Raw genomic sequence first — 23,363 nt, 5'->3', positions numbered from 1 at the left:
CGAGGGACCGCTTAGCATCCGATCGGGCCACGAATCCGCAGGCATGATTGCGCCACAGGTAAAGACAACGGCATCATTTCGCGCGTGAACTCTGGAATGTCGCTCAAGCAGGCCCCCTCCCGGATCATTGGGTGGGCTCTCCCATACTGGACAAGAGGGACGGCGGGGCGGGAAACTCCTGCGGAGTTGTTCCGTGTCCTCTACCTCGGCTGGCTGGTGGCGTTCGTTTTCAAGGTGCTCGGCGCATCCTGGGATGTGTCGTGGCACTTCCGGTGGATCCGGGACGACCTCGCTCCGCCGCACATGCTCAACACGATCGGCACCGCGCTCGCCGTCGCCCTGACGATCGTGCACTGGTACACCGGCTACGGCGTGGACCGCACCGCCTCCCGGCTGATCCAGTGGGGGACCGGCCTCTTCCTCATCGCCGTGCCCCTCGACTTGATCAACCACCGTGTGAACGGCCTGGACATCACCGCCTGGAGCCCTTCCCACGCGCTGCTGTTCATCGGCACGGCCTTCATGATCGCCGGAGTGATCCGCGGCTGGTTCGTGGGCGCGCCCGCCGGCCGTACCCGCACGGTGGTGCTCACCGCCCTGTTCGGCTTCTTCCTGGAAAACGCGATCTTCCCCAGCCAGCACCAGGAGTACGGCGTGCTCGGCCTGGCCGCCTGGGTCCGCGGCCAGCCGGAAGCCGAGCCGGAGCTGCTCAAGTTCGCCGCCGAGTCGCTGGGCCGCCCGATCGACCTGGTCGCCATCCAGAACTTCTCGCTGCCCGTCCCCGACTCCGTCTACTCGGTGTACGCGGGCGTCGTCGGCATGATCATCCTCATCATGGCGCGCATCATGGTCGGCCGCGCCGGCACCGCCACCGCGATCGCGGTCGGCTACCTCGCCTACCGCACGCTGATCTGGCCGCTGCTGGTCGTCGGCGGCTTCCCCGGCTCCGCCATCCCGTACTTCCTGCTGGTCGCGGCCGTCGCCGTCGACCTGGCCTTCCTCATCCCGCTGCCCACCTACATCCGTCCCCTGCTCGGCACCGCCCTGATCACCGCGGGCGTGTACGGCGGCCTCTACCTCCAGGACCTCCTGCTGGAGGCCCCTCCGTACGGCCCCGGCTCCTGGCCGCTGGCCGCCGGGCTCCTGTTCGCCAGCTGGCTCGTGGTCGAACTCCTGTCCAGCCGATTCCAGCTGCGTGCCCCCGACGCCGCCCCGGCCGAAGTCCACTGACGCTCCCGCCTCGGCTCCAGGCCGCCCTGGAGTTGAGGCGATCCCCATGGATGGCTGATGACCTGCGTGTTCTGCGACATCATCGCCAGGCGCGCCCCCGCCACCATCGTCCGCGCCTGGCCGGAGACGATCGCCATCACCCCGATCGGCCCGGTCACGCCGGGCCACGTCCTGCTCATCCCGCACGCGCACGTCGCCGACGTCGCCGAGGACCCCGAAGTCTCCGCCAGGACGATGCTCCGCGCCGCCGAACTGGCCGCCGACCACCCGGCGGCCAACATCATCACCTCCCGCGGCACCGCCGCCACGCAGTCGGTCTTCCACCTGCACCTGCACGTCGTCCCACGCACCGAAGGCGACCGCCTCCCGCTTCCGTGGAACCCTCAACCATGACGATCACCGAGATCTGGGCCCGCGAACCCCTCCCCACCGGCCCATCGATCTTCCTGGCCGGCCCGACCCCGCGCAGCCCCGCCGTCCGCTCCTGGCGCCCGGCGGCGATCACGCTCATTCAACGCTCCTGGCCTGGCGACCTCGCCATCCTCATCCCCGAGTCCCGCGACGCCATCCGCGCCGCCGACTACGACGACCAGTTCAGCTGGGAGACCAGGGCCCGCGAGTCCGCCACCGCGATCCTCTTCTGGATCCCCCGTGACCTCGCCACCCTCCCCGGCTTCACCACCAACGTCGAATTCGGCCACGACGTCACCACCGGCAAGGCCGTCCTCGGCTGCCCCCCGGACTGCCCCAACCCAGAACGTAACCGCTACCTGATCCACCTGGCCAACCACTACTCCGTGCCCGTACGGCAAACGCTGCCGGACACCGTCGCAGCAGCCCTCGCCAGCATCGGAGGTCAGGGCCAGAGTCGTTGACGAGCCCAGGAGCGGCCGTCACGCACGTATCGCAGGCGGATATGACGGCGGTCGCGGTCACCTTGCCAGAACTCCACCTCGTCAGCGGTCACCGCATACAAGGTCCACCCGGGAGCGACCAACTCCGGGTCCGCGGCAAGCCGTTCCCGAGCGGCTCTGAGGGCGGCTTCCAACTCCGCCGGGTCGTTCAGAATCTGTGACTGTCGCCCGGTGAGCGCCTCGGCCCGCGACCCCTCCGAGCGGGCCCGAAAGTCGGCCGCACTGGCCTCGGCGTCAAGGGCGTGCACCGACCCGCGGATACGAATCTGCCGCCCCTGCCTCGGCCAGTAGAACGCCATCGCCGCAAACGGATTGGCGGCCAGCTCGCGGCCCTTGCGGCTGTTCCGGTCGGACGCGAAGTACCAGCGACCATCAGAATCGACGTCCTTGCAGATCAGAACCCGTGACGACGGCCGCCCCCGCTCATCGGCGGTGCCGAGCGCCATCGCGTGCGGCTCAGGCTGCCCGACCTCGATCGCCGACATGAGCCACTGCCCGAACAGCCGCACGGGATCCTCCGGCGCGGCATCCACCTCAAACTCCGGCAGCTCCACCGCAAACACCGGCAAACCACGCAGCAGCTCCCGCACCAAGCCGTCGCCCACCGAAAACCCCCCGTCAGTTCCCCCAAGCGTGCCACGCCTGGCACCCCGCAGGGGCGCGGGTCGGGGCGACGGCGACGCCGCATGCATGCGTGCCCGGCCCGCCCGTCGGACGGCGGGGCACGGGTCTGGCCACGGTGACTCCGCATGCCTGGCTCGGGTGTCAGGCAGTGGGGGCGCGGGTCTGAGCTACGGCGATACCGCGTGCCTGGCCCGCCCGTCAGGCGACGGGGGCGCGGGTCAGGGCCACGGCGACGCCGTAGGCCAGGCCCATGATGGTGAGTTCGACGGTGGCCCAGGTGGCGAAGGCGGTGGGGTGGGCGCGGGTGATGGCGGGGAGGAGGCGCCAGCGGATGTTGGCGGCGAGGAGGGCGATGGTGGCGGCGAAGGCGGTTTTGGCGAGGAGGAGTTGGCCGTAGCCGGTGGTGAAGAGGGAGTCGGGGAAGGGGGTGGTGGGGGTGAGGAGGAGTTCGACGATGCCGTTGAAGAGGCCGGAGAGGCCGACCAGGAGCAGGCTGATGGTGGCCAGGCGGGAGAAGCGGGGGAGGGTGGTGGCGAGGAGGTCGCGGTTGCGGGCCAGGAAGAGGGTGATGGCGAGGAGGCCGCCGGTCCAGGCTGAGGCGCCGATGACGTGGAGCTCCATGGAGACCATGCTGAGGTCGTGCCAGTACCAGTTGGAGGCGTGGCCGGTGACGGGGAGGGGGAGCAGGCCGAACATGGCCAGGAGGATGCGGAGTTCGGCGGGGACCTTCTCGCCGAAGCGGATGGCCAGGGTTCCGATGGCGGCGCTGACCAGGGCGGCGGAGGCGCTGACGACCAGGCCCTGGCCGGAGCCGATCGTCTCCACGTAGTAGGCCACGTCGGGGATCTGGCCGGGCATGACCTCGGCGGCGCTCAGCAGGGTGGCCAGCAGGGCGGCGGCGCACCAGGTGAGGGCGGAGACGACGGCCCAGTGGCGGGCTCGCGCGGCGATCGGCTCGGTGCGGTCCGGATCGTCGAAGCCCAGCAGTTTGGGGAGCAGGCTCAGGCCGACGGTGGACAGCGCGGCCACGTCCAGGAGCAGGCGGACGATGGGCAGGCCGTAGTCGACGACGACGCCGGGGACGGCGATGCCGGGAGCCTCGTCGGGGGCGGTCAGCCAGGTGGCGATGACGACGGCGAAAACACCCGCGACGGCGACCGCCGCCAAGGGGATCGGCCGACGGGATTCGGTGTCGGCCACGCGCCGGTCCGAGCCTGCGTCCCCGGTTCGCGCTGATGCGTCGAGCGACGGCAGGTCATCTGTGGACTTATCGGGCGATGGGAGGTCGCTTCTGGACTCGTCAAGCGATGGGAGGTCGGCTCCGGCTTGCGGGACGTCGGTCTCGGGGGACGCGCTGCGCAAAGTGTGGTCGGGGGTGGTGGTCATGCGGTGCCGCGCAGGTTGCGGTCGTGGCGGGCCAGGACGCGGACGGTGAGGGCGAGGAGGGCGGCTGTGGCGGCGAGGAGGCCCCAGACCCAGCTGCCGCCGCCGGCGGGGAGGATGGCTCCGGCGGGGGCGGCGGGCGCGATGGTGGGGGCCGTCGCGGCGGCGGCCGGTTGGGCGCCGGTGGCGTAGGTGAAGGTGAAGGTGATGTTGCCGGTTACCGGGTGGCCGTCGTTGGAGAGGATCTGGTAGCCGATCGTGTAGGTGCCCGCGGTGGTGAGGGCGCTCACCGGGGCGATCACGTCGTTCTTCTCGACGGTCAGCGTGCCGGATTCGTAGTGCGCGCCGGCGGCGTCGGTGAGGGCGATCTTCGCGAACTCGGCGCGCACGGGCTGGTCGAAGGTGAGGCGGATCTCCGTGGGGGGCGCGGTGAGCGTGGCGCCCTTGCCGGGGTCGCTGCCCAGGAGGACGTTGTGGGCCTGGGCGGCCGGCGGGGCCGTGATTACGGCGACGCCGGTTAGCAGCAGGACCGTGATTAGACGCCTCACCTTTGGATGACCTTCCCTTGGCGTTGGTGGTACGGAAGCCATCGTGCCATCTGGCGAGTCAGCTGGGCGATCTGTCCGGTTCCGGAATGGAAAAGCCCGGGCCGCGTGAGCGTCACCTTTCTCACGCGGCCCGGGGGTCCGGGGGCAGCCTCCGGCGGCGGCGCATGTGCCACCGCCGAAGGGCGACAGTCGCAGATCGCACATTCGGGCGACTCGCGACAGAACTGTTGGTCCCACCCCGCCCCAGGGGATTGATCGCGAACCTAAGTCGTCTGATCAGGCCCGTCAATGGTTTCTTTTAAGAAAGTTTCCTGATAGTTAGCCTCTTAAGTCCGATTTAAGTGACTGTTGAGCATTTGATCAGGCGGCACTACCATCCGAGCACGACTCATCTCTTGGAGTGCCCGTGGTCGCCGCCCTCGGCGAACCGGTCCAGCGGGTGGGACCGCGCTGGATCGCGACCATCTCCCTCGCCAACCTGGCTCTCTGGATGGGGTATTTCGGCCCGCTTCAGGTGCTGCTGCCGGAACAGGTGGCGCAGGTCGCCCCCGGCGGCAAGGAGGCCGCGCCGGCCTGGGTGACCGGGCTCGGCGCCGCCGTCACGATGATCTCCAACCCGATCGCGGGCGCCCTCTCCGACCGCACCACCAGCCGGTACGGCAGACGCCACCCGTGGACCCTCCTCGGCGCGATCACCGCGGGCGCGGCCTTCCTCTTCCTGGCCACCCAGCACACCGTGGCCGGCATCGCCCTCGGCTGGTGCCTGGCCCAGCTCGCCCTCAACGCCATGCAGGCCGCCCTCACCGCGGGCGTCCCCGACCGCGTCCCGGTCCACCAGCGCGGCGAGGTCTCCGGCTGGGTGGGCATCCCGCAGTCCCTCGGCATCGTGCTCGCGGTGGTCCTGGTGACGATGGTCGCCACCACGGTGAGTTCCGGCCATGTCCTGATCGGCCTGCTGATCCCGCTCTGCGCGCTGCCCTTCGTCCTCGGCACCCCTGATCCCGTACTCACCGCCAAACCGGCCAGAAGCCCGTTCTGGATCAACCCGCGCCGCCACCCCGACTTCGCCTGGGCCTGGATCACCCGCTTCCTGATGCAGCTCGGCAACGCGATGGCCACCCTCTACCTGCTGTACTTCCTGACCGACGCGGTCGGCTACGAGCGGCTCTTCCCCGGCCAGCAGGCCAGCGATGATCAACATCGCGAACTCGGGCCCGCAGGTGCTCGGGCCGGTCGTGGCCGGTCCCATCGTGGCGGGCCTGGGCGGGTATCCGGTGCTCTATCTCACCTCGGCCGCGCTGGTGCTGCTGGGGGCCGGCGCTGGTCTGGAAGATCAAGTCCGTGCCGTGACCCCGCGTCGGCGGGGCGGTCTGGTCGCACGCGGCCCCGGCCAGAGCGGTCAGTACGGTCACCGCCCACAACGTCACTGAAGCTCTGGTCATACCCTCTCGCTACCCGCTAGCCCGGCGGATAGGCCTGGAGATGTCCGCACATGCCGGGTTTGGCGATGGGGGTCAGGCGGGTGACCGCGCCGTCCCGCAGGTGGCTGAGATCGCCGTCCCGCAGCTGGGTCAGCTGGGCGCCGGTGGTCAGGGCGGCCCGCAGCGGCCCTTCCCGCCAGCGCTGCTCGAAGGCGTCCAGCCGGGAGCCGACGATCCGGGCGGCGTGCTCGGCGAACTCGTCGAAGGACCCGTGGTCACGCAGCGCGAGGAAGCCTTCGACGGCCAGGTCACGACGGGTGCGGACGTCGCCCGCGGCGGCCTGGCCGTACAGAGAGGGATCGGCGAGGATGTGCGGCGGGAAGGTGAAGACGGCGTCGCCGGCTTCGGGGAGGCCGCTGTTCTGCATCAGGACGATGATCCGCAGGTCGCCGCCGTTGATCAGGCGGTGCACCGTGCCGGGCGTGAACCAGACGACCGCGCCCGGTTCCAGCGGCGTCTCCTGGAAACCGCTCCAGGTCAGGGTCTGTACGGCCCCGGAGCCCCCCACCACGACGTACGCCTCCGCGCACAAGGTATGCAGATGCGGCGAACCCCCGCAGAGCCCATCCGCGGTCGGCCAGTCATAGACGGTCAGATCCGAGACGCCTACTCCGAACACGGATGTTCCCCCACATACGCCTTCAGCCGGGCCCGATCCCACGCGCCGGTGGCGACGACCACGCGATAGCGCAGGGAAAGCGTCTCACCCGGCGGCAGTTCGCGTTCCCGGTCGAACGCGATCGACGGATTGACCGCCGCGAACGGCGTCGTCCGCACGAACCAGTCGGTGGGCTGGGCGCTCATGAACAGCAGGGTCGAACTCCGATCCACCTCGTCATGCCGCCCGACATAAGCCAGCCAATCGGACGGCCGTCCCATCATCTCCGGGCCTTCGCCATGGGAGGCGATCACCTCGCCGTGCTCGAAGGAACGCGGCCCACGCCAAAATAATCCGCAATATCCGGCCATAGGCCGCCCATTCGTCGTCGGGCTCCCGAAAACGAGGGCCTCGCCGCGCACATTGGTGATCGCGGTGCCGAACTCCAGCGCCCAGGAATCCTCCCGCACGTCCCGCACGGCGAACCGGCGCTCCTCATCCGCCCAGTGCTCACCCGCCTGGGTATGCCAGGTCAGCCGCTCGACGCCCGGCGCAAGGAACTCCTCATGCCGCATGGTCCCGTTGTTGGGCAGGTCCACGTATCCGCCCGCGGAACGCACATAGCTCCCGCCCCCCCAGAAGTTCTCGCCGGATAAATCCGACACCGTCAGCTGCAATCCCTTATGCCAACGATGATCATGCGGCCGGTACGCACTCACGACATCCCCGGCCAACGTCCTTATCGGATGAAAAAATGGCTTCGGCGACTCGAAAACCGGCATGTCTGGTTTATAGGTGTAGCGAAGGACCTCAACCCCCCGCTCGGAGAAGGTCAGCTCCACTTGCCTCCGTCCAACCGGTGATAAAAGGGATGGTCCACGGTGAGCTCCGAACGAAGCACCGGTTTCCCGGTGAACGCCGACGCGTACAGACCGGAGATCAACTCCAGCGACTGCCGCCCCTCGGGCCCGCTCATCGGCGGCGCGTCTCCCCGCTCGAAAGCGTCCAGCAACTGCGCCAGCTGCGCCTCATGCGAACTGGGCACATCCTCCGGCGGATTCCACAACGGCGACCCCGAGGTCCAGTCGGCGTTGCGGTAGCCGTACAGATGCCGGAGCTCGACCGTCGCCGAGCTGAAGTCGAACCGCAGGTAGCTCTCCTCCCGGGGCGAGAGCACGCTGTTGACCACCGACGCCATCGCCCCCGAGGCGAACCGCACGACCGCCATCGACACGTCCTCGGTCTCGATCCGCCGGTCCAGGGTCCCTGCCATCGCCCGGACTTCAGTCCAGTCGCCGAGCACCGAGAGGAGCAGATCCATCTGGTGGATGCCGTGGCCCATCGTGGGCCCGCCGCCCTCGGTCTCGAACCTCCCGCGCCACGGCACCTCGAAATAGGCGTCATCCCGATACCAGGCGGTCACGCACAGCGCCACCAGCGCCCGCCCGAGCTCCGGCGCGATCTCCCGCAGATGCCGCGCCCCGGAACCGAACCGGTGCTGCGACACGACCGACGCGAACGCGTCCAGTTCCGCCGCCGCGATCAGGTCGTACTCGGCCAGCGAGCGGCACACCGGCTTCTCGATCCACACCCAGGCCCCCGCGCGCAGGCACTCCACCGCCTGCTCGGCGTGCAGATGCGGGGGAGTGCAGATGTGCACCAGGTTGGGCCGCTCCTCGGCCAGCATCACCTCCACCGAGGTGTACGCGCCGGCGATGCCGTGCTCGGCGCAGAACGCCTTCACCCGCCCGGCGTCCACGTCCACCGCCGCCACGATCTCAGCCCGATGCGCCTGCGTGCGCAGCGCGGGCAGGTGGCACGCGGCGGCGATGCCTCCCGTGCCCACGATCGCTACCCGAATCATCCTGATCTCCCCGAGCAGCCGGACTCGTCGGCAAATTGGAACCGGAAGGGCGCCCACGCTCCCAGGGGCACCCTCCCGGGGTCTTTGGTTATCTCACGACGACGGTCGTGAGCGAACGCGGCTGCAGGGTCACCGAGCGGTGGCCGTGCCGGCCGGGCAGGACGGTCGGAGCCAGCGAGTTTCCACCATCGGTCAGGTAGAGGGTGGCCTTGCCGGACTTCGTGCTGAGCGTGGTGCTCACCGCGGTGGTCGCGGTGTTGAGGATCTCGACCACCTCGGAGCCGTCCTTGTTGCGGAACGCGGACACCCGCAGCGCCGGATCGGTGGCGCTGATCCCGAGCCGCACCGCGTCCGGCCGGATGAACCTGCTGTACGCGGCCAGCGCCCACAGCCGCTTGGACACCGAGTAGGTCTGGTTGGGCACGTCCACCTGGAGCAGCGCCCGGGTCGCGCCGCGCGAGGCGCCGAACCAGTAGACGTACGCGGAGGCGTTGCCCAGCGTCATCGCGTCGTGGATGGCGGAGGCGATGGTGAAGCCGTCCCAGCCGCTCCCGTCGTCCCAGTTCACGTTCCAGGTGTCGCCGTTCGGGTTCCACTCCGACATCCACACCGGCCGGTTGGTCGGCAGCGGCGCGTCCACCGGGCTGGCGTAGGTGTGGCCCGCGTGCACGTCCACGTACCGCCGCGCCACCGGGTCGGCCTCGATCGCCGCCGTGTACGCCTTGGACTCGTTCCAGCCGAAGGAGTCACAGCAGACCAGGTTGAGCCCGGCCTGGCGGGCGTACGGGCCCATCACCCGGACCATCTCGGTGGCCTGCGCGGGGGTGAACCGCATCGAGGCGTAGACGGCCGTCCAGTCGGGCTCGTTGGTGAACCCGATATCGGTGATCTTGATGCCCTCCTGCTTGTAGAACTTCGCGTACTGCACCAGGTACTTGGCGTAGGCCGTCCGCCAGTCGCCGCTGGCGCAGGTCACCCCGGCCAGGCCGCACAGGCTGCCACCGTTGCTGTCGGACCCGTTGTCCTTCATGTAGCCGGGCGCGCTCCACGCGTCGGCGTAGAAACGCTTCACGCCGTACCGCTTGGCCTCCTTGGCGAGCCAGACCTGGCCGCCGTCCTTGCCATCCCAGACATAGTTCGGTGTGGCGTTGGGGCCGCCGGGATCCACCGGCTGGATCGATTCCATCAGGTCGTACGGGCTGCCGGTCGCCGAGGAGCCGATGCCCAGCCGCAGGATGCTGGCGCCCGCGCCCTTCTCCTTGCTGAGCCACAGATCGAGGATCTCGCGCTGCTGGTTGGCCGGAAGCTGCTCGATCAGCTCCATCCGGCGGAACGCCTGCGAGATGCCGAAGCCGTCGATCTTCTGATGAACCGTTCGGTGGTCCACATCGATCCTGGTCCCATGGGAAGCGCTTTCCGCAATGGCGGGGGTCAGGCCCGCCAGGGGTAAGGCCAGGACAGGAGCGAGTAGTGCCTTGTGCCGTCGCGACATGCGGAGACCCGCTTTCCGAAAGTTTCACAAGATTACCGAGACTTTTCGTGTCACGTAACGTAGATGTTGCCGGTCAAGCGCGTCAACCCGTGCCGCGCTGGACGGTCGGCTCAGAGCGCCCAGCCGTAGAGCCAGGCGATGAAGATCAGCCCGACCGCCGCCGGCAGGATGCTGATCGCGGGCGCGCGGAGCCGGAAGGCGGCCACCACCGACAGCGCGGCCGAGGCGACGGCGAGCAGGCCGTACCAGACGATCGCCGGCGGCACCCCGATGCCGAGCGCGGCCGGGCCGCCCGCCATCGCGCTCAGGCTGACGGCGGCCAGGCCGCCGAAGGCCAGGCCGGCCAGCCCGGCCAGCGCGGTGTAGCCGCCGCCGCGGCGCACGGTCAGCACGCCGCCCAGCAGCTGCACGGCCGCGGTCAGCAGGAACAGGCCCAGCGGCGCGAGCAGCCAGGGCGCGCCCTGCACGGTGTACCCGGTCGTGGTCAGATGCAGCTCGCCCGGCTTCAGATTGCGGTAGGGGCGCTGTCCTGAGTCACAGGGCGCTTTTGCCTCGGGGTCGTCCAGGAAGGCCGCCACGGTCTCCCGGCCGCACTGACTGGACAGGAACACGCCGTGGCCGATCCCGGCGAACTCCGCGAACCGCGCGTTCGGCATCGCCTGCACGGCGGCCCTGGCCGCCTCCGGGGGCGTCGTGGGGTCGTACTCGCCGCCGAGCACCAGCACCGGCGCGGGGGTGGTCGCCTCGTCCGGCCGGGTGCCGGGCAGCCGCCACTGCCCGCACACCGTGGCGTCGGCCGCCACCGTGATCAGGCTCCGGTCCGCGAAGGTGTTGCTCGGCGCCTCGTCCTGGCACTGCACCGCGTAGTACTGGCCCCACTCGTAGCTGTTGAGCGCGTTGCCCGCCTGATCCACCATCGGCTGGATCAGCGTGTAGTCGCCGCGCGCGATGCCGTCCACCAGCGCGGGCACGATCGGCACCACGTCGGTGTCGCGGAGCGCCTCGCCGATCAGGGTGGCCACGTCGTTGCCGGCCAGCCGGACCTCGACCCGCTCCTGGGTGACCGGATCGCGCAGCCGCATGGTGGCGGGGCGCCGGTTCAGCTGGGCGATCATGGCGTCGAACCGGGCGGTGACGCCGAGTTTGGCGATCGAGGCGCGCAGCGACGGGACCGCCTGGTCGTACCAGGCGGTGGACTCGGGCAGATAGGAGTCCAGGATCACGCTGCGGACGCCCGCCGGGTCCATCGCGGCGGCCAGCAGCATCGGGCGGGTCGAGTAGCTGACCCCGAACAGGTTCCAGGCCGGGTAGCCGAGCGCGCGCCGCAACTCCACGATGTCGGCGGCGATCTCCTGGGTCCGGTAGCCCTTCAGGTCGGCGCTGAGCCGGGCCCGGCAGGTCGCGGCGGCCACCGAGACCTCGTCCGCGCGCGAAGCTTTCAGACCGGCCACGATTCCGGTGGCGATCTCGGGGCAGGGCAGCCGGGGCTCGGAGAGACGCCCGCCGCGCTGTTCGATCACCACGATCTCCCGCCCGGGAGCGAGCTCGGCCAGTGCTCCGATCATTGGGGTGGCGGCGACGCCGGGACCGCCCCCGGCGAAGACCACCGGATCGTTCTTGTCAGAGAGGCCCCGGCGGACGGCGAAGCCCACCTTGATGGTGCTGGTGCCCAGGACGTCCCTGCGTTCGGGGACGAGCAGGAACCCGCAGGTCGTGTCGGCCGGCACGGGGACCGGGCAGGGGCGTTCCTCGATCGTGCCGGCGGCGTGGGCCGGGCCGGGCAGCCCAACGGAACCGACGACCGCGAGGGCCACGGTCAAGAGCGTCATCCACTGGCGCACCGGTTTCGCCTCACTGCCCAAATCCGTACTGATCGGAGATCTCGTGTCGACGTACGAGATTTCCGGCGATCACGGCAGAACCCTAGCGTTCCTGGCCGAGTAACAGCTCCACAACGACCGTTGATCCGGTGGTAAAGCCGATGTAACCTCAGCGCCATCGATGGAAACTATCGGCTAAATATCGAAAGTTTCAAGACACGATCCGTGGTGGCGTGCGGCCCCCGACCCCCTCGCTCACCGCGAATTAGACGGAAGGGAACCACCAATATGTCGTTTACTCGACGCGGAGTGGTCACGCTGGCAGCGAGCGCGTTGCTCTTAGCGGGCTGCGGCTCTGGTGAGAGTGAGGCACCCGCTGCCAGTGGCAGCGCGGCGGCGGCGGAAGAGAAGGTCACCGTTGAGTGGTGGCACATCCAGAACATCGAGCCGATGGCTCCGGTGTGGGACGCCATGGCCAAGGAGTACATGGCCGCGCACCCGAACGTCACCATCAAGGTCACGCCGCTGGAGAATGAGGCGTTCAAGGCCAAGATGACGACCGTCGCCCAGTCCGGCGAATCCCCTGACATCTATCAGACCTGGGGCGGCGGGGTGCTCCAGCAGCAGGCCGACGCGGGCATCGCCAAGGACATCACCGCGGACATCGCCCCCTGGGCCGACACCATCACCCCGGCCGCGGCGGCGGCGTACAAGCTGGACGGCAAGACCTATGGTGTCCCGTACGACATCGGCATGGTCGGCTTCTGGTACAACAAGGCGCTGTTCACGAAGGCCGGGATCACCGCGCCGCCGGCGACCTGGACCGAGTTCATCGAGGACGTCAAGAAGCTGAAGGCGGCCGGCATCACGCCGCTGTCGCTGGCCGGCAAGGCCAAGTGGCCGGGCCACTACTACTGGGCCTACCTGGCGATGCGCGTCGCCGGCCTGGACGCGCTCAAGCAGGCGGCGGCCAGCAAGTCGTTCGAGAACCCCGACTTCATCACGGCCGGTCAGAAGCTCAAGGAGCTCTCCGACCTCAAGCCGTTCCAGAACGGGTTCCTCGGCGCCAACTACGACACCCCCGACGGCCAGGCCGCGACCATGGGCAACAGCAAGGCCGCCATGGAGCTGATGGGCCAGTGGGCGCCCACCGTCCAGAAGGACACCTCCAAGGACCTGGGCGAGGACCTCGGCTTCTTCCCGTTCCCGATGGTCGAGGGCGGTAAGGGGTCGGCCACCGACGCGTTCGGCGGCGGCGGCGGGTTCGCGGTCGGCGCGGACGCGCCGCCGGCGGCGGTGGACTTCCTCAAGTTCATCCTGTCCCCGGAGAACCACCGCAAGGAGATCGGCACCGGCGCGATCCTGCCGGTCATCAAGGGCACCGAGGACGCGGTGAGCAGCCGGACCGGCAAGATGGTGGCCGAGACGCTGGCTCAGGCGACCGACTTCCAGCTCTACCTCGACCAGGCTTACCCGCCGGCCGTCGGCCAGCAGGTCAACGACAGCGTGGCGGAGCTGATCGCGGGCACCAAGAGCCCCGAGGAGATCGTGAAGGCCATTACCGAGACTGCTCAGTCGGAGTAATGGCGTAGTGGCTACGACGAAAGGGCCGGAGGGCGTGAAGTCGCCTCCGGCCCCTCCCCCAGCGCGGTCGCGTCGTGCGGCCGCCTCGTCACCCCCCACCCGGCCGGCGGCGGGCGGTTCGCCCGCCGCTCGTCGGCGTCAGGCGTGGGTGACGATTGTCCTGTTCCTACTCCCGGCCATCGTGCTGTTCGCGCTGCTGGTGCTGGCACCGATCGCGCTGGCCACCTACTCCAGTGTCTTCAAGTGGAACGGCTTCGGGCTGTTCCCGACGAATTTCATCGGGCTGGACAACTTCACCCGGCTGCTGGGCGACGAGATCTTCCTGGGCGACCTCTCCCGGGGCCTGGTCCTGATCGTTTTCTCGGTGCTCATCCAGTTGCCGCTGGCCCTGGCCATCGCGCTGCTGCTGAACCAGCGGATGCGCGGGCGCGCGGTCTACCGGCTGATCTTCTTCATGCCGTACGTGCTGTCCGAGGTCATCACGGCCGTGCTGTTCACCATGATCCTCTCGCCCGAGCGCGGCCTGGCCAACGAACTGCTGGGCCTGATCGGGCTGGAGGAGCTGGAGTCCACCTTCCTGTCCGAGCCGTCCACCGTCATGTACTCGCTGTTCATCGTGATGACCTGGAAGTACTTCGGGTTCCACATGATCCTTTACTTGGCCGGCCGGCAGTCCATCCCCAATGAGCTGCTCGAGGCGGCCCAGATCGACGGCGCCACCACGTGGAAGGTGTTCCGGCACGTCACGCTGCCGCTCATGGGCCCCACCATCCGGATCACCATCTTCCTGTCGGTGATCGGCACCATCCAGCTCTTCGACATGGTCTACGTGCTCACCGGCGGCGGCCCCGTGCACGCCTCCGAGACGATGGGCGTGACCATGTACGAGTTCGGCTTCAAGCGGTTCCAGGTCGGCTACGCCAGTGCCATCAGCGTCGTGATGTTCCTGCTCAGCCTCGTGTTCGCGATCGGGTACCAGCGATTCGTCATGCGCCGCGACACTGAAGGAGCGATCACTAACATGCGAGGCAAACGATGAGCCTGCACGCGCGGGACAAACCCGCGATCCAGGTCATCAGGCCGATCGCCCTGCACACCGTGGTAATCGTGATCGGCATCTTCATCCTGCTGCCGATCCTGTACGGCGTGCTCGGCGGCTTCAAGAACAACCAGCAGCTGTCCACGAACCCGATCGGCCTGCCCTCCCCATGGGTGCCCTCCAACTACACCGACGTGCTGGGCTCGGGCGATTTCTGGCTCCAGGTGTGGAACAGCTCGTTCATCGCGCTGGCCACCGCGTTCATCACGGTCGGGGTGTCCGCGCTGGCGGCGTTCGTGTTCGCCAGGTTCGCCTTCCGCGGCCGGGAGTTCCTGTTCACCGTCTTCGCGGCCGGGCTGATGTTCCCGTTCGCGGTGGCGATCCTGCCGCTGTTCATCCTGCTGCGCTTCTTCGGCATCCTGAACAACCCGCTCGGGGTGATCCTGCCGCAGGCCGCCTTCGGCCTGTCGCTGACGATCATCATCCTGCGGCAGTTCTTCCGGTCCATCCCGGGGGAGATCGAGGAGGCGGCCATCCTGGACGGCTGCACCCCGTTCGGGTTCTTCTGGCGCATCCTGTTGCCGATGGCCAAGCCGGCCCTGGCCACCGTCTCGGTGCTGGCGATCGTGGGGAGCTGGAACAACTTCTTCCTGCCCCTGGTCGTCTTCAACGATCCGGGACTGTGGACGCTGCCGGTCGGCGTCCAGCAGTTCCAGGGGCAGTACTCCACCGACACGGCCAAGGTGCTGGCCTACGTGGTCCTGGCCATGGTGCCGGCGCTGGCCTTCTACGCGGTGGCCGAGCGCCAGCTCATCGGTGGTCTCACCACGGGCTCGGTGAAGGGATAGTCGATGGCTGCGCGGTGCTTTCGCGGACCACCAGGTCGGTCGCCAGCTCCACCCGCCTGGCTTCGGCGGAATCACCGCGGCCCATCGCCAGCACCATCCGGGTGGCCAGGTCGGCCATCTCCTGCAGGGGCTGACGGACGGTGGTGAGCGGCGGCCAGGCCGACCGGGCCAGCGGCAGGTCGTCGAAGCCCACCACGCTCAGGTCCGTCGGCACCCGCAGGCCCCGCTGGCGGGCGGCCTCGAACACGCCGAACGCCTGCATGTCGCTGCCGGCGAAGATCGCGGTGGGCGGATCGGGCAGGGACAGCAGCGCGTGACCCTGGTCGTGGCCGGAGTCCACCAGGAAGTCGCCGTTCCGGATGAGCTCCGGCAGGACCGGCACTCCGGCGGTCTCCAGGGCGGCCCGGTAACCGTCTATCCTGGCCCGGCTGCAGAGCATGTCGCCGGGCCCGCCGATCATCCCGATCCGGCGGTGGCCGAGCTCCAGCAGGTGCCGGGTGGCCGACAGGCCGCCGTGCCAGTTGGTGGCCCCCACCGAGGCGACGCCGTTGGCGGGCTCACCCTCGGGGTCGACCACCACGAACGGCATGGAACGGGCGCTCAGCTGGCCCTGCAGACCGGTCGACAGTTTCGAGGCGACGATGACGACGCCGTCGGTCCTGCGCGCGGCGATGCGCTCCAGCCAGTCCCGGCCGGGACCGGCGTGGGTGTGCAGGACCGAGATGACCACGCTGGCCTCGGCTTCGCGTGCGGCCGTCTCGGCGCCGCGCACGATCTCCATCGCCCATGGGCTCTCGATCTCGGCGAACACCAGGTCGATCAGGCCGACCGGGCCGTCACCGGGGCTGACCCGGCGCTGATATCCGTGTTTGTGCAGGAGACGCTCAACCCGCTGGCGCGTCTCCGGGGCGACTTCGGGGCGGCCGTTGATGACCTTGGAAACCGTGGGGACGGAAACCCCGGCCTCCTCGGCGATAACGGCGATCGTCACCCGCCTTTTCGATGGCATGGAACGGATCATAGCCGAAAACTTTCGGTCCCGCTTCCCCAGGTCGGATAGGCATATGGAAGCGCTCCACCAGCTGTTGACGTGTTACCTGCCTGCTATCTATTCTGCGATTTGCGAAATATTCGGTTGATATCCGAAACTTTCAGAGCCCAGGAGCATCGATGCCCGACTTGCGCGTGACCGGATCCCACCTCACCGACTCATCCGGACGGCCGGTGCGACTTCGCGGCGTCGGCCTCGGCGGTTGGCTGAACATGGAGAACTTCATCACCGGCTACCCGGCCAACGAGTCGGCGATGCGGATCGCCGTCCGGGACGTGCTGGGCGACGAGCGCTACGAATTATTCTTCGACCGGCTGCTGACCTCGTTCTTCGACGCGGCCGACGCGGACCTGCTCCGCGACATGGGCGCCAACTGCGTGCGCATCCCGGTGAACTACCACCACTTCGAGTCCGACGACCAGCCGTTCGAGCTGATCGAGAACGGCTTCAGGCACCTGGACCGCGTCGTCGCGCTGCTGGCCGAGCGTGAGATCTACAGCGTGATCGACCTGCACGCGCTGCCCGGCTCGCAGAACCAGCACTGGCACAGCGACAACCCCACGCACGTGGCCGCCTTCTGGCAGCACCGGGGCTTCCAGGACCGCGCCGTGCACCTGTGGGAGGCCATGGCCGACCGGTACAAGGACAACCCGTGGGTGGCCGGCTACAACCCGGTCAACGAGCCGGGCGACGTGCGCGGCCAGGCGATCGGCCCGTTCTACGACCGGCTGGTCAAGGCGATCCGCGCGGTGGACCCCGGGCACGTGCTGTTCCTGGACGGCAACACCTACTCCACCGACTTCTCGATCTTCCGTGAGGTGTACGAGAACACGGTTTTCGTCTGCCACGACTACGCGCTGGCCGGGTTCGCGCACGGCGGGCCCTACCCGGGCTACACCCGGGGCGAGTGGGTGGACCGGGACCAGCTGGAGCAGAGCTTCGAGAAGCGCACCGCGTTCCAGCGGGAGACCGGGACGCCGATCTGGGTGGGCGAGTTCGGGCCCGTGTACACCGGGGACCCGGCGGTCGACGAGCAGCGCTACCAGATCCTGCGGGACCAGCTGGAGATCTTCGACGCGCACGCGGCCGGGTGGTCGATCTGGACCTACAAGGACGTCGGGCTGCAGGGGCTGGCCGGGGCGGCGGGGCCGTACATGGCCAGGTTCGGGGACTTCATCGCCAAGAAGCACCGGCTCGGGGCCGACCGGTGGGGCTCGACCATGGAGGAGTCGGCCAGCGAGCTCGCGCCACTGCACCGGCTGATGGACACCGAGTTCCCGTCCTGGGACCCCTACCCGTGGGGCGCCCGCTACCAGATCGACGACCTGGTCAGGCACATCCTCATCGCGCAGGCGCTCGTCCCCGAGTACGCCGAGCTGCTGCGCGGCTGCTCCGACACCGAGCTGATCGCGCTGGCCGACTCCTTCGCGCTGGCCAACTGCGTCCGCCGCCAGCCGCTGATCGACCTGCTCACCGAGAGCATCGCGCGCACCCCCTGAGTTTCGTTTCACCCCAACCCCCCTGACCAGGAGCCCCCCCATGCGCACGGCCCGAACCTGGGTTTTCTCCGCCTGCTTAGGCCTGTTAGCCGGGCTGCTCGCCGCAGTCCCGGCGGCGGCCGCCCCCGTCACCATCGCCGGCTACGACTTCGAGACCAGCGCCGGGGGGTGGGCGCCCCGCGGTGCGGGCGTCGTGGTCGCCACCACGGCGGACGCCGCGCACGCGGGATCGCGTTCCCTGTCGGTCACCGGCAGGACCGCGACCTGGAACGGCGCCTCCATCACGCCGCCGTTCGACAAGGGCGTCACCTACAACGTGACCGCGTGGGCGCGGGCCCTGCCGGGCCAGCCGTCCTCGACGATCGCGCTCACCATGGAGCGGACGCCCTCGGGGGGCTCCACCACCTACGAGCGGATCGGCGCGGCCACGGTCACCGACGCGGCCTGGGTCGAGATCTCCGGGGCGTACACGTTCTCGGTGGACTCGACGCTGAACATGTACTTCGAGAGCTCGGAGGCGACCGGCGCGTTCTACCTGGACGACGTGGTCATCACCTCCGACGCAGACCCGACCCAGTCGGGCCTGGCCACCGACTTCGAGACCGGCACGGCGCAGGGCTGGGCCGCCCGCGGCTCGGCCACCCTGGCGGCCGCCGCCGGCGCCGCCCACGCCGGCTCCTACGGCCTGGCCGTCACCAACCGCTCCGCCTCCTGGGACGGCCCGGCCCGCAACATCCTCGGCAAGATGGCCAAGGGCTCCAAGTACGCCCTGGAGGTCTGGGTGCGCTCCGCGACCGCGCAGAACCTGGGCCTGTCCGTCGAACGGCGGCTTAGCGGCACGCCCAGCTACGAGCGCGTGGCCGCGCCGGTCCCGGTCACCCCGGGGACGTGGACGAAGCTGGCGGGGACGTACACGCTGGCCTATGACATCGACTTCCTCAGCGTCTACGTCGAGTCGGACACCGGCACGCTGCCGTTCGACCTGGACGATTTCGTGATGACCTACGTCGCGCCCAAGCCTATCCAGACCGACATCCCGTCGCTGAAGGACACCGTGCCGTTCACCCTCGGCGCGGCCTTCTACCGGGGCGCCACGCTGGGCGAGCACGCCAAGTTGATCAACAAGCACTACGACAGCGTCACCCCGGGCAACGCGCTCAAGTGGGACGCCACCGAGCCGGCCGAGGGCGTCTACACCTTCGCCGAAGGCGACGCGCTGGTCGACTTCGCCACCGACAACGACCTGCAGTTCCGCGGCCACACCCTGGTGTGGCACAGCCAGACGCCCGCCTGGGTGTTCGAGGGCGCCACCAAGGCGATCCTGCTGCAGCGGATCGAGAACCACATCCGGGCCGTGATGGGCCGCTACAAGGGCCGGATCGGCACCTGGGACGTGGTCAACGAGGTCATCGACGAGAACCAGCCGGACGGCCTGCGCCGCTCGCCGTGGTTCAACATCGCCGGGCTGGACTACATCAGGACCGCCTTCCGGGTGGCCCGCGAGGTGGATCCGGACGCGACGCTCGTCTTCAACGACTACAACACCGAGTTCCCGCGCAAGCGTGAGGCCATGTTCAAGGTGGTCAAGCAGCTGCGCCAGGAGGGCGTGCCGATCGACGCGGTCGGCCACCAGCTGCACGTCAACATCGAGCAGGCGCCCGCCTCCTGGATCGAGGACAGCATTCTGCGCTTCGCCCAGCTGGGCGTCGAGCAGCAGGTCACCGAGCTGGACGTGAGCGTCTACACCGACTTCGTGAACAGCTACACCACCGTTCCCGCGGCCGTGCTGGCCGAGCAGGGGCACCGCTACAAGGAGATCTTCGACGTGTTCCGCCGGCAGGCGGCGAAGCTGTCCTCGGTGACGATCTGGGGGGTCGCCGACGACGCGACCTGGCTGTCGTCGTTCCCGATCACCCGGCTCAACCCGCCGCTGCCGTTCGACGACGAGCTCCAGGCCAAGCCCGCTTTCTGGGGGATCGCCGACCCCTCGCACCTGCCGCCGCTGACCCGCCAGCTGAACGCGCCGGCCGGGAGTATTGAGGTGGACGGCAAGCGGGACGTCGAGTGGGACTACCTGCCCGACGCGCCGATCGCCAGGACCGGCAACCTGTCGGCCGGATTCCAGGTGCGCAGCACCACCGGCGGGCTGTACGTGCTCGGCGAGGTCGTCGACGCGACCAACAACAAGACCGACACGGTGACCTTCACGGTGGGCGGCACGGCCTACCCGATCCAGCGCGGCGGCACGCACGCGCACGGATTCAAGGCGCACACCAAGAAGACCGACACCGGCTACCGGGTGGAGGCCAAGCTCCCGTCCGGTACGGCGACGAGCGTCAAGGTGGTCGTCGACGACGCCGCCGGTCCTGAAATTTCATGGAATGGCACGATAACTTTCCTGCCCGCGATCAAGACGACCTGCGCGCCGAAGGGCACGCCGGTGATCGACGGGACCGTGGATTCGGTCTGGAGCAAGGCCAAGGACGTCACCACCGGAACCTGGGTGCAGAGCACCTCAGGGGCGACCGCCAAGGTGAAGGCGCTCTGGAACAACGGCACCCTGTACGTGCTGGCGCGGGTCACCGACCCGGTGCTGAGCGAGGAGTCACCCAACGCGTACGAGGAGGACTCGGTCGAGATCTTCGTGGACCCGCAGAACAACAAGACCAAGGGTTACGACGATGACGACGGCCAGTACCGGATCAGCTTCACCAACCACCAGAGCATCGGCGGCACCTTCGACGCCTTCGGCATCCGCGACAACCTGACCAGCGCGGTCACGCTGACGCCGACCGGCTACGTGGTGGAGGCGGCGATCAAGCTGCCGACGGTCACGCTGGCCAAGGACGCACTGCTCGGCTTCGACGTCCAGGTCAACGACGCCACCGGGCCCGCCCGTACGGCGGCTGTGACCTGGAACGACCCGACCGGTCAGAGCTATCTGAACACCTCTCGCTGGGGTGTTCTGCAACTAGCCAAGTAAACATGTTCAAATAAGAGCAGTTGCCGGGCCCCAACCTTCCGCAGCGTGCGGGGCCCGGCAGCTATGCCAGGGAGACCCATGTTCTCGAACCCAGTCATTCCGGGCTTCCACCCGGATCCGTCGGTGTGCCGGGTGGGCGATGACTACTACCTCGTCACGTCCTCGTTCGAGTGGTTTCCCGGCGTACCGATCTTCCACAGCCGGGACCTGGTGCACTGGCGGCAGCTCGGGCACGTGCTCGACCGCCCCTCCCAGCTGGACCTGGACGGCGTACGCCCGTCGGGCGGCATCTACGCCCCCACCATCCGCCACCACGACGGCGTCTTCTACATGATCACCACGCTGATGGACGAGCCGGGCAACTTCCTGGTCACCGCCACCGACCCGGCCGGCCCGTGGAGCGACCCGATCTGGTTCCCCGAGGCCCGCGGCTTCGACCCGTCGCTCTTCTTCGACGACGACGGCCGCGCGTGGATGTGCGGCAGCCGCGAGAAGGTCTTTCCGCGGTTCAACGGCGACACCGAGATCTGGCTCCGCGAACTCGACCTGCCCTCGATGAAGCTTGTCGGCGAGGAGTCCGTCATCTGGGAGCCGGTCCAGCGCGGCGGCATCTGGGCCGAAGGCCCGCACATCTACCTGATCGACGGCCACTACTACCTGCTCACCTCCGAGGGCGGCACCGCCGAGGACCACGCCGTCATGGTGGCCCGCGCCGACCAGGTCACCGGGCCCTACGCACCCAACTCCCGCAACCCCGTCCTCACCCACCGCCACCTGGGCCTGCGCCACCCGATCACCAGCACCGGCCACCCCGACCTGGTCCAGACCCAGGACGGCGACTGGTGGTCGGTGCTGCTCGCCACCCGTCCGTACGGCGGCCCGCCCTACGGCCCCGCCACCATGGCGGCGGTACGCGCCGAGAGTGGTTACAACCTGGGCCGGGAGACCTTCCTCACCAGCGTGCGCTGGGAGGACGGCTGGCCGGTCTACGACCTGGTCCAGCCCGAGATGCCCGGCCCCGCCCTGCCCCCGCACCGCTGGCCCGCCGAACCCGCCTGTGACCATTTCGACGGCGGACGGCTCTCGCCGGTCTGGAACCACCTCCGCACCCCGCGCGAGCAGTACTGGGAACTGCCCGGCGCGGGCCTGCGACTCCGCGCGCGCCCGGAATCGCCGACCGGACAGGCCAATCCCAGCCTGATCGCCCGAAGGCAGCAGCACATCGACTTCGCGGCCCGCACCGTCCTGGACTTCGCCCCGTCCGGAGCCGAGGAGGCCGGTCTGGCGCTGATCCAGAACGACGCCTTCCAGATCAGGTTCCTGCGCTCGGCCCGCGGCCTGGAGCTGATCCGCAGGGAGGGGGGCACGGACACCCTCGCGGCGAGCGCCGACCTGCCCGCCGGAAAACTCTGGCTCGGCGTCGAAGCCCACGGCCAGGACTACGCCTTCCGCTACGCCACCGAACCGGGCCGCTGGCGGGACCTGGCCGTCCTGGACGGCCGCATCCTCAGCTCCACCACCGCCGGCGGCTTCATCGGCGCGATGCTCGCCCTGTACGCCACCTCCAACGGCGCCCCCGGCACCAGCACGGCTACCTTCGACTGGTTCGAGTACCGCTCGGTCGGCTAGACCGCTCTGGCGGCGATCCGGACGGCCCAGGCCGGGAACAGGCGGGCGAACCGCCAGGCCGCGCGGGCGGTGGCCGGGGTGACGACGAGGGCCTGGTTGCGGGACACGCCGCGCAGGATGTCCCGGGCCAGCGCGTCTACCGAGTAGAGGCGGCCCACCACTCCGACGGCGGCCGCGCGCGCGTTGCTGCTGGTGGAGGTGGCGGGCAGGCCCGGGTTGGCGTTGTCGAGCAGGGGCGTGTCGGTGAAGCCGGGGCAGACGGCGGTGACCCGGACGCCGTGGCGGGCGGCTTCGGCGCGCAGGGCCAGGGAGAGGCCGACGACGGCGTGCTTGGTGGCGGTGTAGGGGAGGAGCTGGGGGGCGGGGGTCAGCCCGGCCACGGAGGCGGTGTTGACCAGGTGGCCGTAACCCTGGTCGATCATGATGGGGTAGGCCGCGTGCACGCCGTGGACGACGCCGCGCAGGTTGACGTCGATGGCCCGGTTCCAGTGGTCGAGGGTCATCTCGTCGGCCCGGCCGCAGACCGCGATCCCGGCGTTGTTGAACACGAAGTCCAGGCGGCCGTGCCCGGCCTTCACCCCGGTCATCAGGTCCCGCACCGCCCGCGCGTCGGTCACGTCCACCTGGACGTGCGCGCAGCCGAGCTCCTTGGCCGCCGGCTCCGGATCGGCGATGTCGGCGATGGTCACGTGCACGCCCCTGGCCAGGAGTTCACGCGCCACGGCCCGGCCGATGCCCGACGCGCCGCCGGTGACGACTGCGGTTTTCATCGTGCT

The 23,363-nt window shown here is 69.2% G+C and carries 20 protein-coding genes; 10 read left to right on the top strand and 10 right to left on the bottom strand.

Features of this window, described 5'->3' with window-relative positions; genetic code table 11:
- Nucleotides 1-186: 186 nt before the first annotated feature.
- Genes Acor_RS03115 through Acor_RS03105 form a run of 3 tightly spaced genes read left to right on the top strand, consistent with a single transcriptional unit; the run spans nucleotide 187 to nucleotide 2,105 of the window.
- Nucleotides 187-1,230, top strand: a complete 1,044-nt coding sequence (locus Acor_RS03115; RefSeq protein WP_246238382.1) for a hypothetical protein — start codon at nucleotides 187-189, stop codon at nucleotides 1,228-1,230.
- Between the two features lie 57 nt (nucleotides 1,231-1,287).
- Complete coding sequence (locus tag Acor_RS03110; protein ID WP_155334954.1) at nucleotides 1,288-1,623, top strand: HIT family protein; 336 nt, start codon at nucleotides 1,288-1,290, stop codon at nucleotides 1,621-1,623.
- Entirely contained in the window at nucleotides 1,620-2,105 is a 486-nt protein-coding gene (locus Acor_RS03105) for a nucleoside 2-deoxyribosyltransferase domain-containing protein (RefSeq protein ID WP_155334953.1), read from the top strand. Before Acor_RS03110 ends, Acor_RS03105 begins: the two co-directional genes overlap by 4 nt.
- Here Acor_RS03105 and Acor_RS03100 read toward each other — a convergent pair.
- From Acor_RS03100 to Acor_RS03090, 3 genes are all read right to left on the bottom strand, one after another.
- Nucleotides 2,087-2,749 carry a pyridoxine/pyridoxamine 5'-phosphate oxidase gene (locus Acor_RS03100; protein ID WP_246238381.1) on the bottom strand — a complete coding sequence of 221 codons (663 nt, stop codon included), beginning with the start codon at nucleotides 2,747-2,749 and terminating at the stop codon, nucleotides 2,087-2,089. The genes Acor_RS03105 and Acor_RS03100 overlap by 19 nt on opposite strands.
- Nucleotides 2,750-2,966: 217 nt before the next feature.
- A complete protein-coding gene (locus Acor_RS03095) occupies nucleotides 2,967-3,968 on the bottom strand; it encodes a copper resistance D family protein (protein WP_246238380.1) in 1,002 nt (333 codons plus the stop codon).
- Between the two features lie 182 nt (nucleotides 3,969-4,150).
- A complete protein-coding gene (locus Acor_RS03090; protein ID WP_170316767.1) occupies nucleotides 4,151-4,699 on the bottom strand; it encodes a copper resistance CopC family protein in 549 nt (182 codons plus the stop codon).
- 406 nt (nucleotides 4,700-5,105) lie between these two features.
- Between Acor_RS03090 and Acor_RS03085 the strand changes: the two genes are divergently transcribed.
- A complete protein-coding gene (locus tag Acor_RS03085) occupies nucleotides 5,106-6,161 on the top strand; it encodes an MFS transporter (RefSeq protein WP_308805619.1) in 1,056 nt (351 codons plus the stop codon).
- On the opposite strand, the gene Acor_RS03080 is transcribed toward Acor_RS03085, so the two are convergent.
- The 5 genes from Acor_RS03080 to Acor_RS03060 all read right to left on the bottom strand — a co-directional run bounded on the left by Acor_RS03080 (nucleotide 6,158) and on the right by Acor_RS03060 (nucleotide 11,963).
- The gene (locus Acor_RS03080; protein ID WP_155334949.1) at nucleotides 6,158-6,799 is read right to left on the bottom strand and encodes a cupin domain-containing protein; all 642 of its coding nucleotides are present in this window, start codon (nucleotides 6,797-6,799) and stop codon (nucleotides 6,158-6,160) included. The genes Acor_RS03085 and Acor_RS03080 overlap by 4 nt on opposite strands.
- The gene (locus Acor_RS03075) at nucleotides 6,787-7,560 is read right to left on the bottom strand and encodes a DUF6807 domain-containing protein (RefSeq protein WP_246238379.1); all 774 of its coding nucleotides are present in this window, start codon (nucleotides 7,558-7,560) and stop codon (nucleotides 6,787-6,789) included. The genes Acor_RS03080 and Acor_RS03075 overlap by 13 nt, the downstream gene beginning before the upstream one ends.
- 50 nt (nucleotides 7,561-7,610) lie before the next feature.
- Nucleotides 7,611-8,642 (bottom strand): Gfo/Idh/MocA family protein, encoded by a 1,032-nt coding sequence (locus Acor_RS03070; protein WP_155334947.1) that lies wholly within the window; start codon nucleotides 8,640-8,642, stop codon nucleotides 7,611-7,613.
- Nucleotides 8,643-8,730: 88 nt separating this feature from the next.
- Nucleotides 8,731-10,029 (bottom strand): glycoside hydrolase family 30 protein, encoded by a 1,299-nt coding sequence (locus Acor_RS03065; protein ID WP_246238378.1) that lies wholly within the window; start codon nucleotides 10,027-10,029, stop codon nucleotides 8,731-8,733.
- A 215-nt stretch (nucleotides 10,030-10,244) separates the two neighbouring features.
- The gene (locus tag Acor_RS03060) at nucleotides 10,245-11,963 is read right to left on the bottom strand and encodes an alpha/beta fold hydrolase (protein ID WP_155334945.1); all 1,719 of its coding nucleotides are present in this window, start codon (nucleotides 11,961-11,963) and stop codon (nucleotides 10,245-10,247) included.
- 279 nt (nucleotides 11,964-12,242) lie between these two features.
- On the opposite strand from Acor_RS03060, the gene Acor_RS03055 reads away from it, so the two are divergent.
- The 3 genes from Acor_RS03055 (at nucleotide 12,243) to Acor_RS03045 (ending at nucleotide 15,425) form a co-directional block, all read left to right on the top strand.
- Nucleotides 12,243-13,538: an extracellular solute-binding protein gene (locus Acor_RS03055; protein WP_155334944.1), complete on the top strand. Its 1,296-nt coding sequence runs from the start codon at nucleotides 12,243-12,245 to the stop codon at nucleotides 13,536-13,538.
- A gap of 148 nt (nucleotides 13,539-13,686) precedes the next feature.
- A complete protein-coding gene (locus Acor_RS03050; protein ID WP_246238377.1) occupies nucleotides 13,687-14,577 on the top strand; it encodes a carbohydrate ABC transporter permease in 891 nt (296 codons plus the stop codon).
- Nucleotides 14,574-15,425, top strand: coding sequence for a carbohydrate ABC transporter permease (locus Acor_RS03045; protein WP_155334942.1), 852 nt, complete (start codon nucleotides 14,574-14,576; stop codon nucleotides 15,423-15,425). The genes Acor_RS03050 and Acor_RS03045 overlap by 4 nt, the downstream gene beginning before the upstream one ends.
- Here Acor_RS03045 and Acor_RS03040 read toward each other — a convergent pair.
- Nucleotides 15,400-16,434 (bottom strand): LacI family DNA-binding transcriptional regulator, encoded by a 1,035-nt coding sequence (locus Acor_RS03040; RefSeq protein ID WP_155334941.1) that lies wholly within the window; start codon nucleotides 16,432-16,434, stop codon nucleotides 15,400-15,402. The two genes, Acor_RS03045 and Acor_RS03040, sit on opposite strands and share 26 nt — an antisense overlap.
- Before the next feature lie 161 nt (nucleotides 16,435-16,595).
- On the opposite strand from Acor_RS03040, the gene Acor_RS03035 reads away from it, so the two are divergent.
- From Acor_RS03035 to Acor_RS03025, 3 genes are all read left to right on the top strand, one after another.
- The gene (locus Acor_RS03035; RefSeq protein WP_155334940.1) at nucleotides 16,596-17,975 is read left to right on the top strand and encodes a glycoside hydrolase family 5 protein; all 1,380 of its coding nucleotides are present in this window, start codon (nucleotides 16,596-16,598) and stop codon (nucleotides 17,973-17,975) included.
- A gap of 40 nt (nucleotides 17,976-18,015) precedes the next feature.
- The gene (locus Acor_RS03030) at nucleotides 18,016-20,958 is read left to right on the top strand and encodes an endo-1,4-beta-xylanase (protein ID WP_155334939.1); all 2,943 of its coding nucleotides are present in this window, start codon (nucleotides 18,016-18,018) and stop codon (nucleotides 20,956-20,958) included.
- Nucleotides 20,959-21,036: 78 nt separating this feature from the next.
- Nucleotides 21,037-22,587, top strand: a complete 1,551-nt coding sequence (locus tag Acor_RS03025; RefSeq protein ID WP_155334938.1) for a glycoside hydrolase family 43 protein — start codon at nucleotides 21,037-21,039, stop codon at nucleotides 22,585-22,587.
- Here the strand turns inward: Acor_RS03025 and Acor_RS03020 are convergent.
- Nucleotides 22,584-23,357, bottom strand: coding sequence for an SDR family NAD(P)-dependent oxidoreductase (locus tag Acor_RS03020; protein WP_155334937.1), 774 nt, complete (start codon nucleotides 23,355-23,357; stop codon nucleotides 22,584-22,586). The two genes, Acor_RS03025 and Acor_RS03020, sit on opposite strands and share 4 nt — an antisense overlap.
- Nucleotides 23,358-23,363: the final 6 nt, after the last annotated feature.

The organism is Acrocarpospora corrugata (assembly GCF_009687845.1).
Lineage (GTDB): Bacteria > Actinomycetota > Actinomycetes > Streptosporangiales > Streptosporangiaceae > Acrocarpospora > Acrocarpospora corrugata.
The sequence above is the reverse complement of the archived record's forward strand: the minus strand, read 5'-3'. Positions and strand labels throughout refer to the sequence as shown.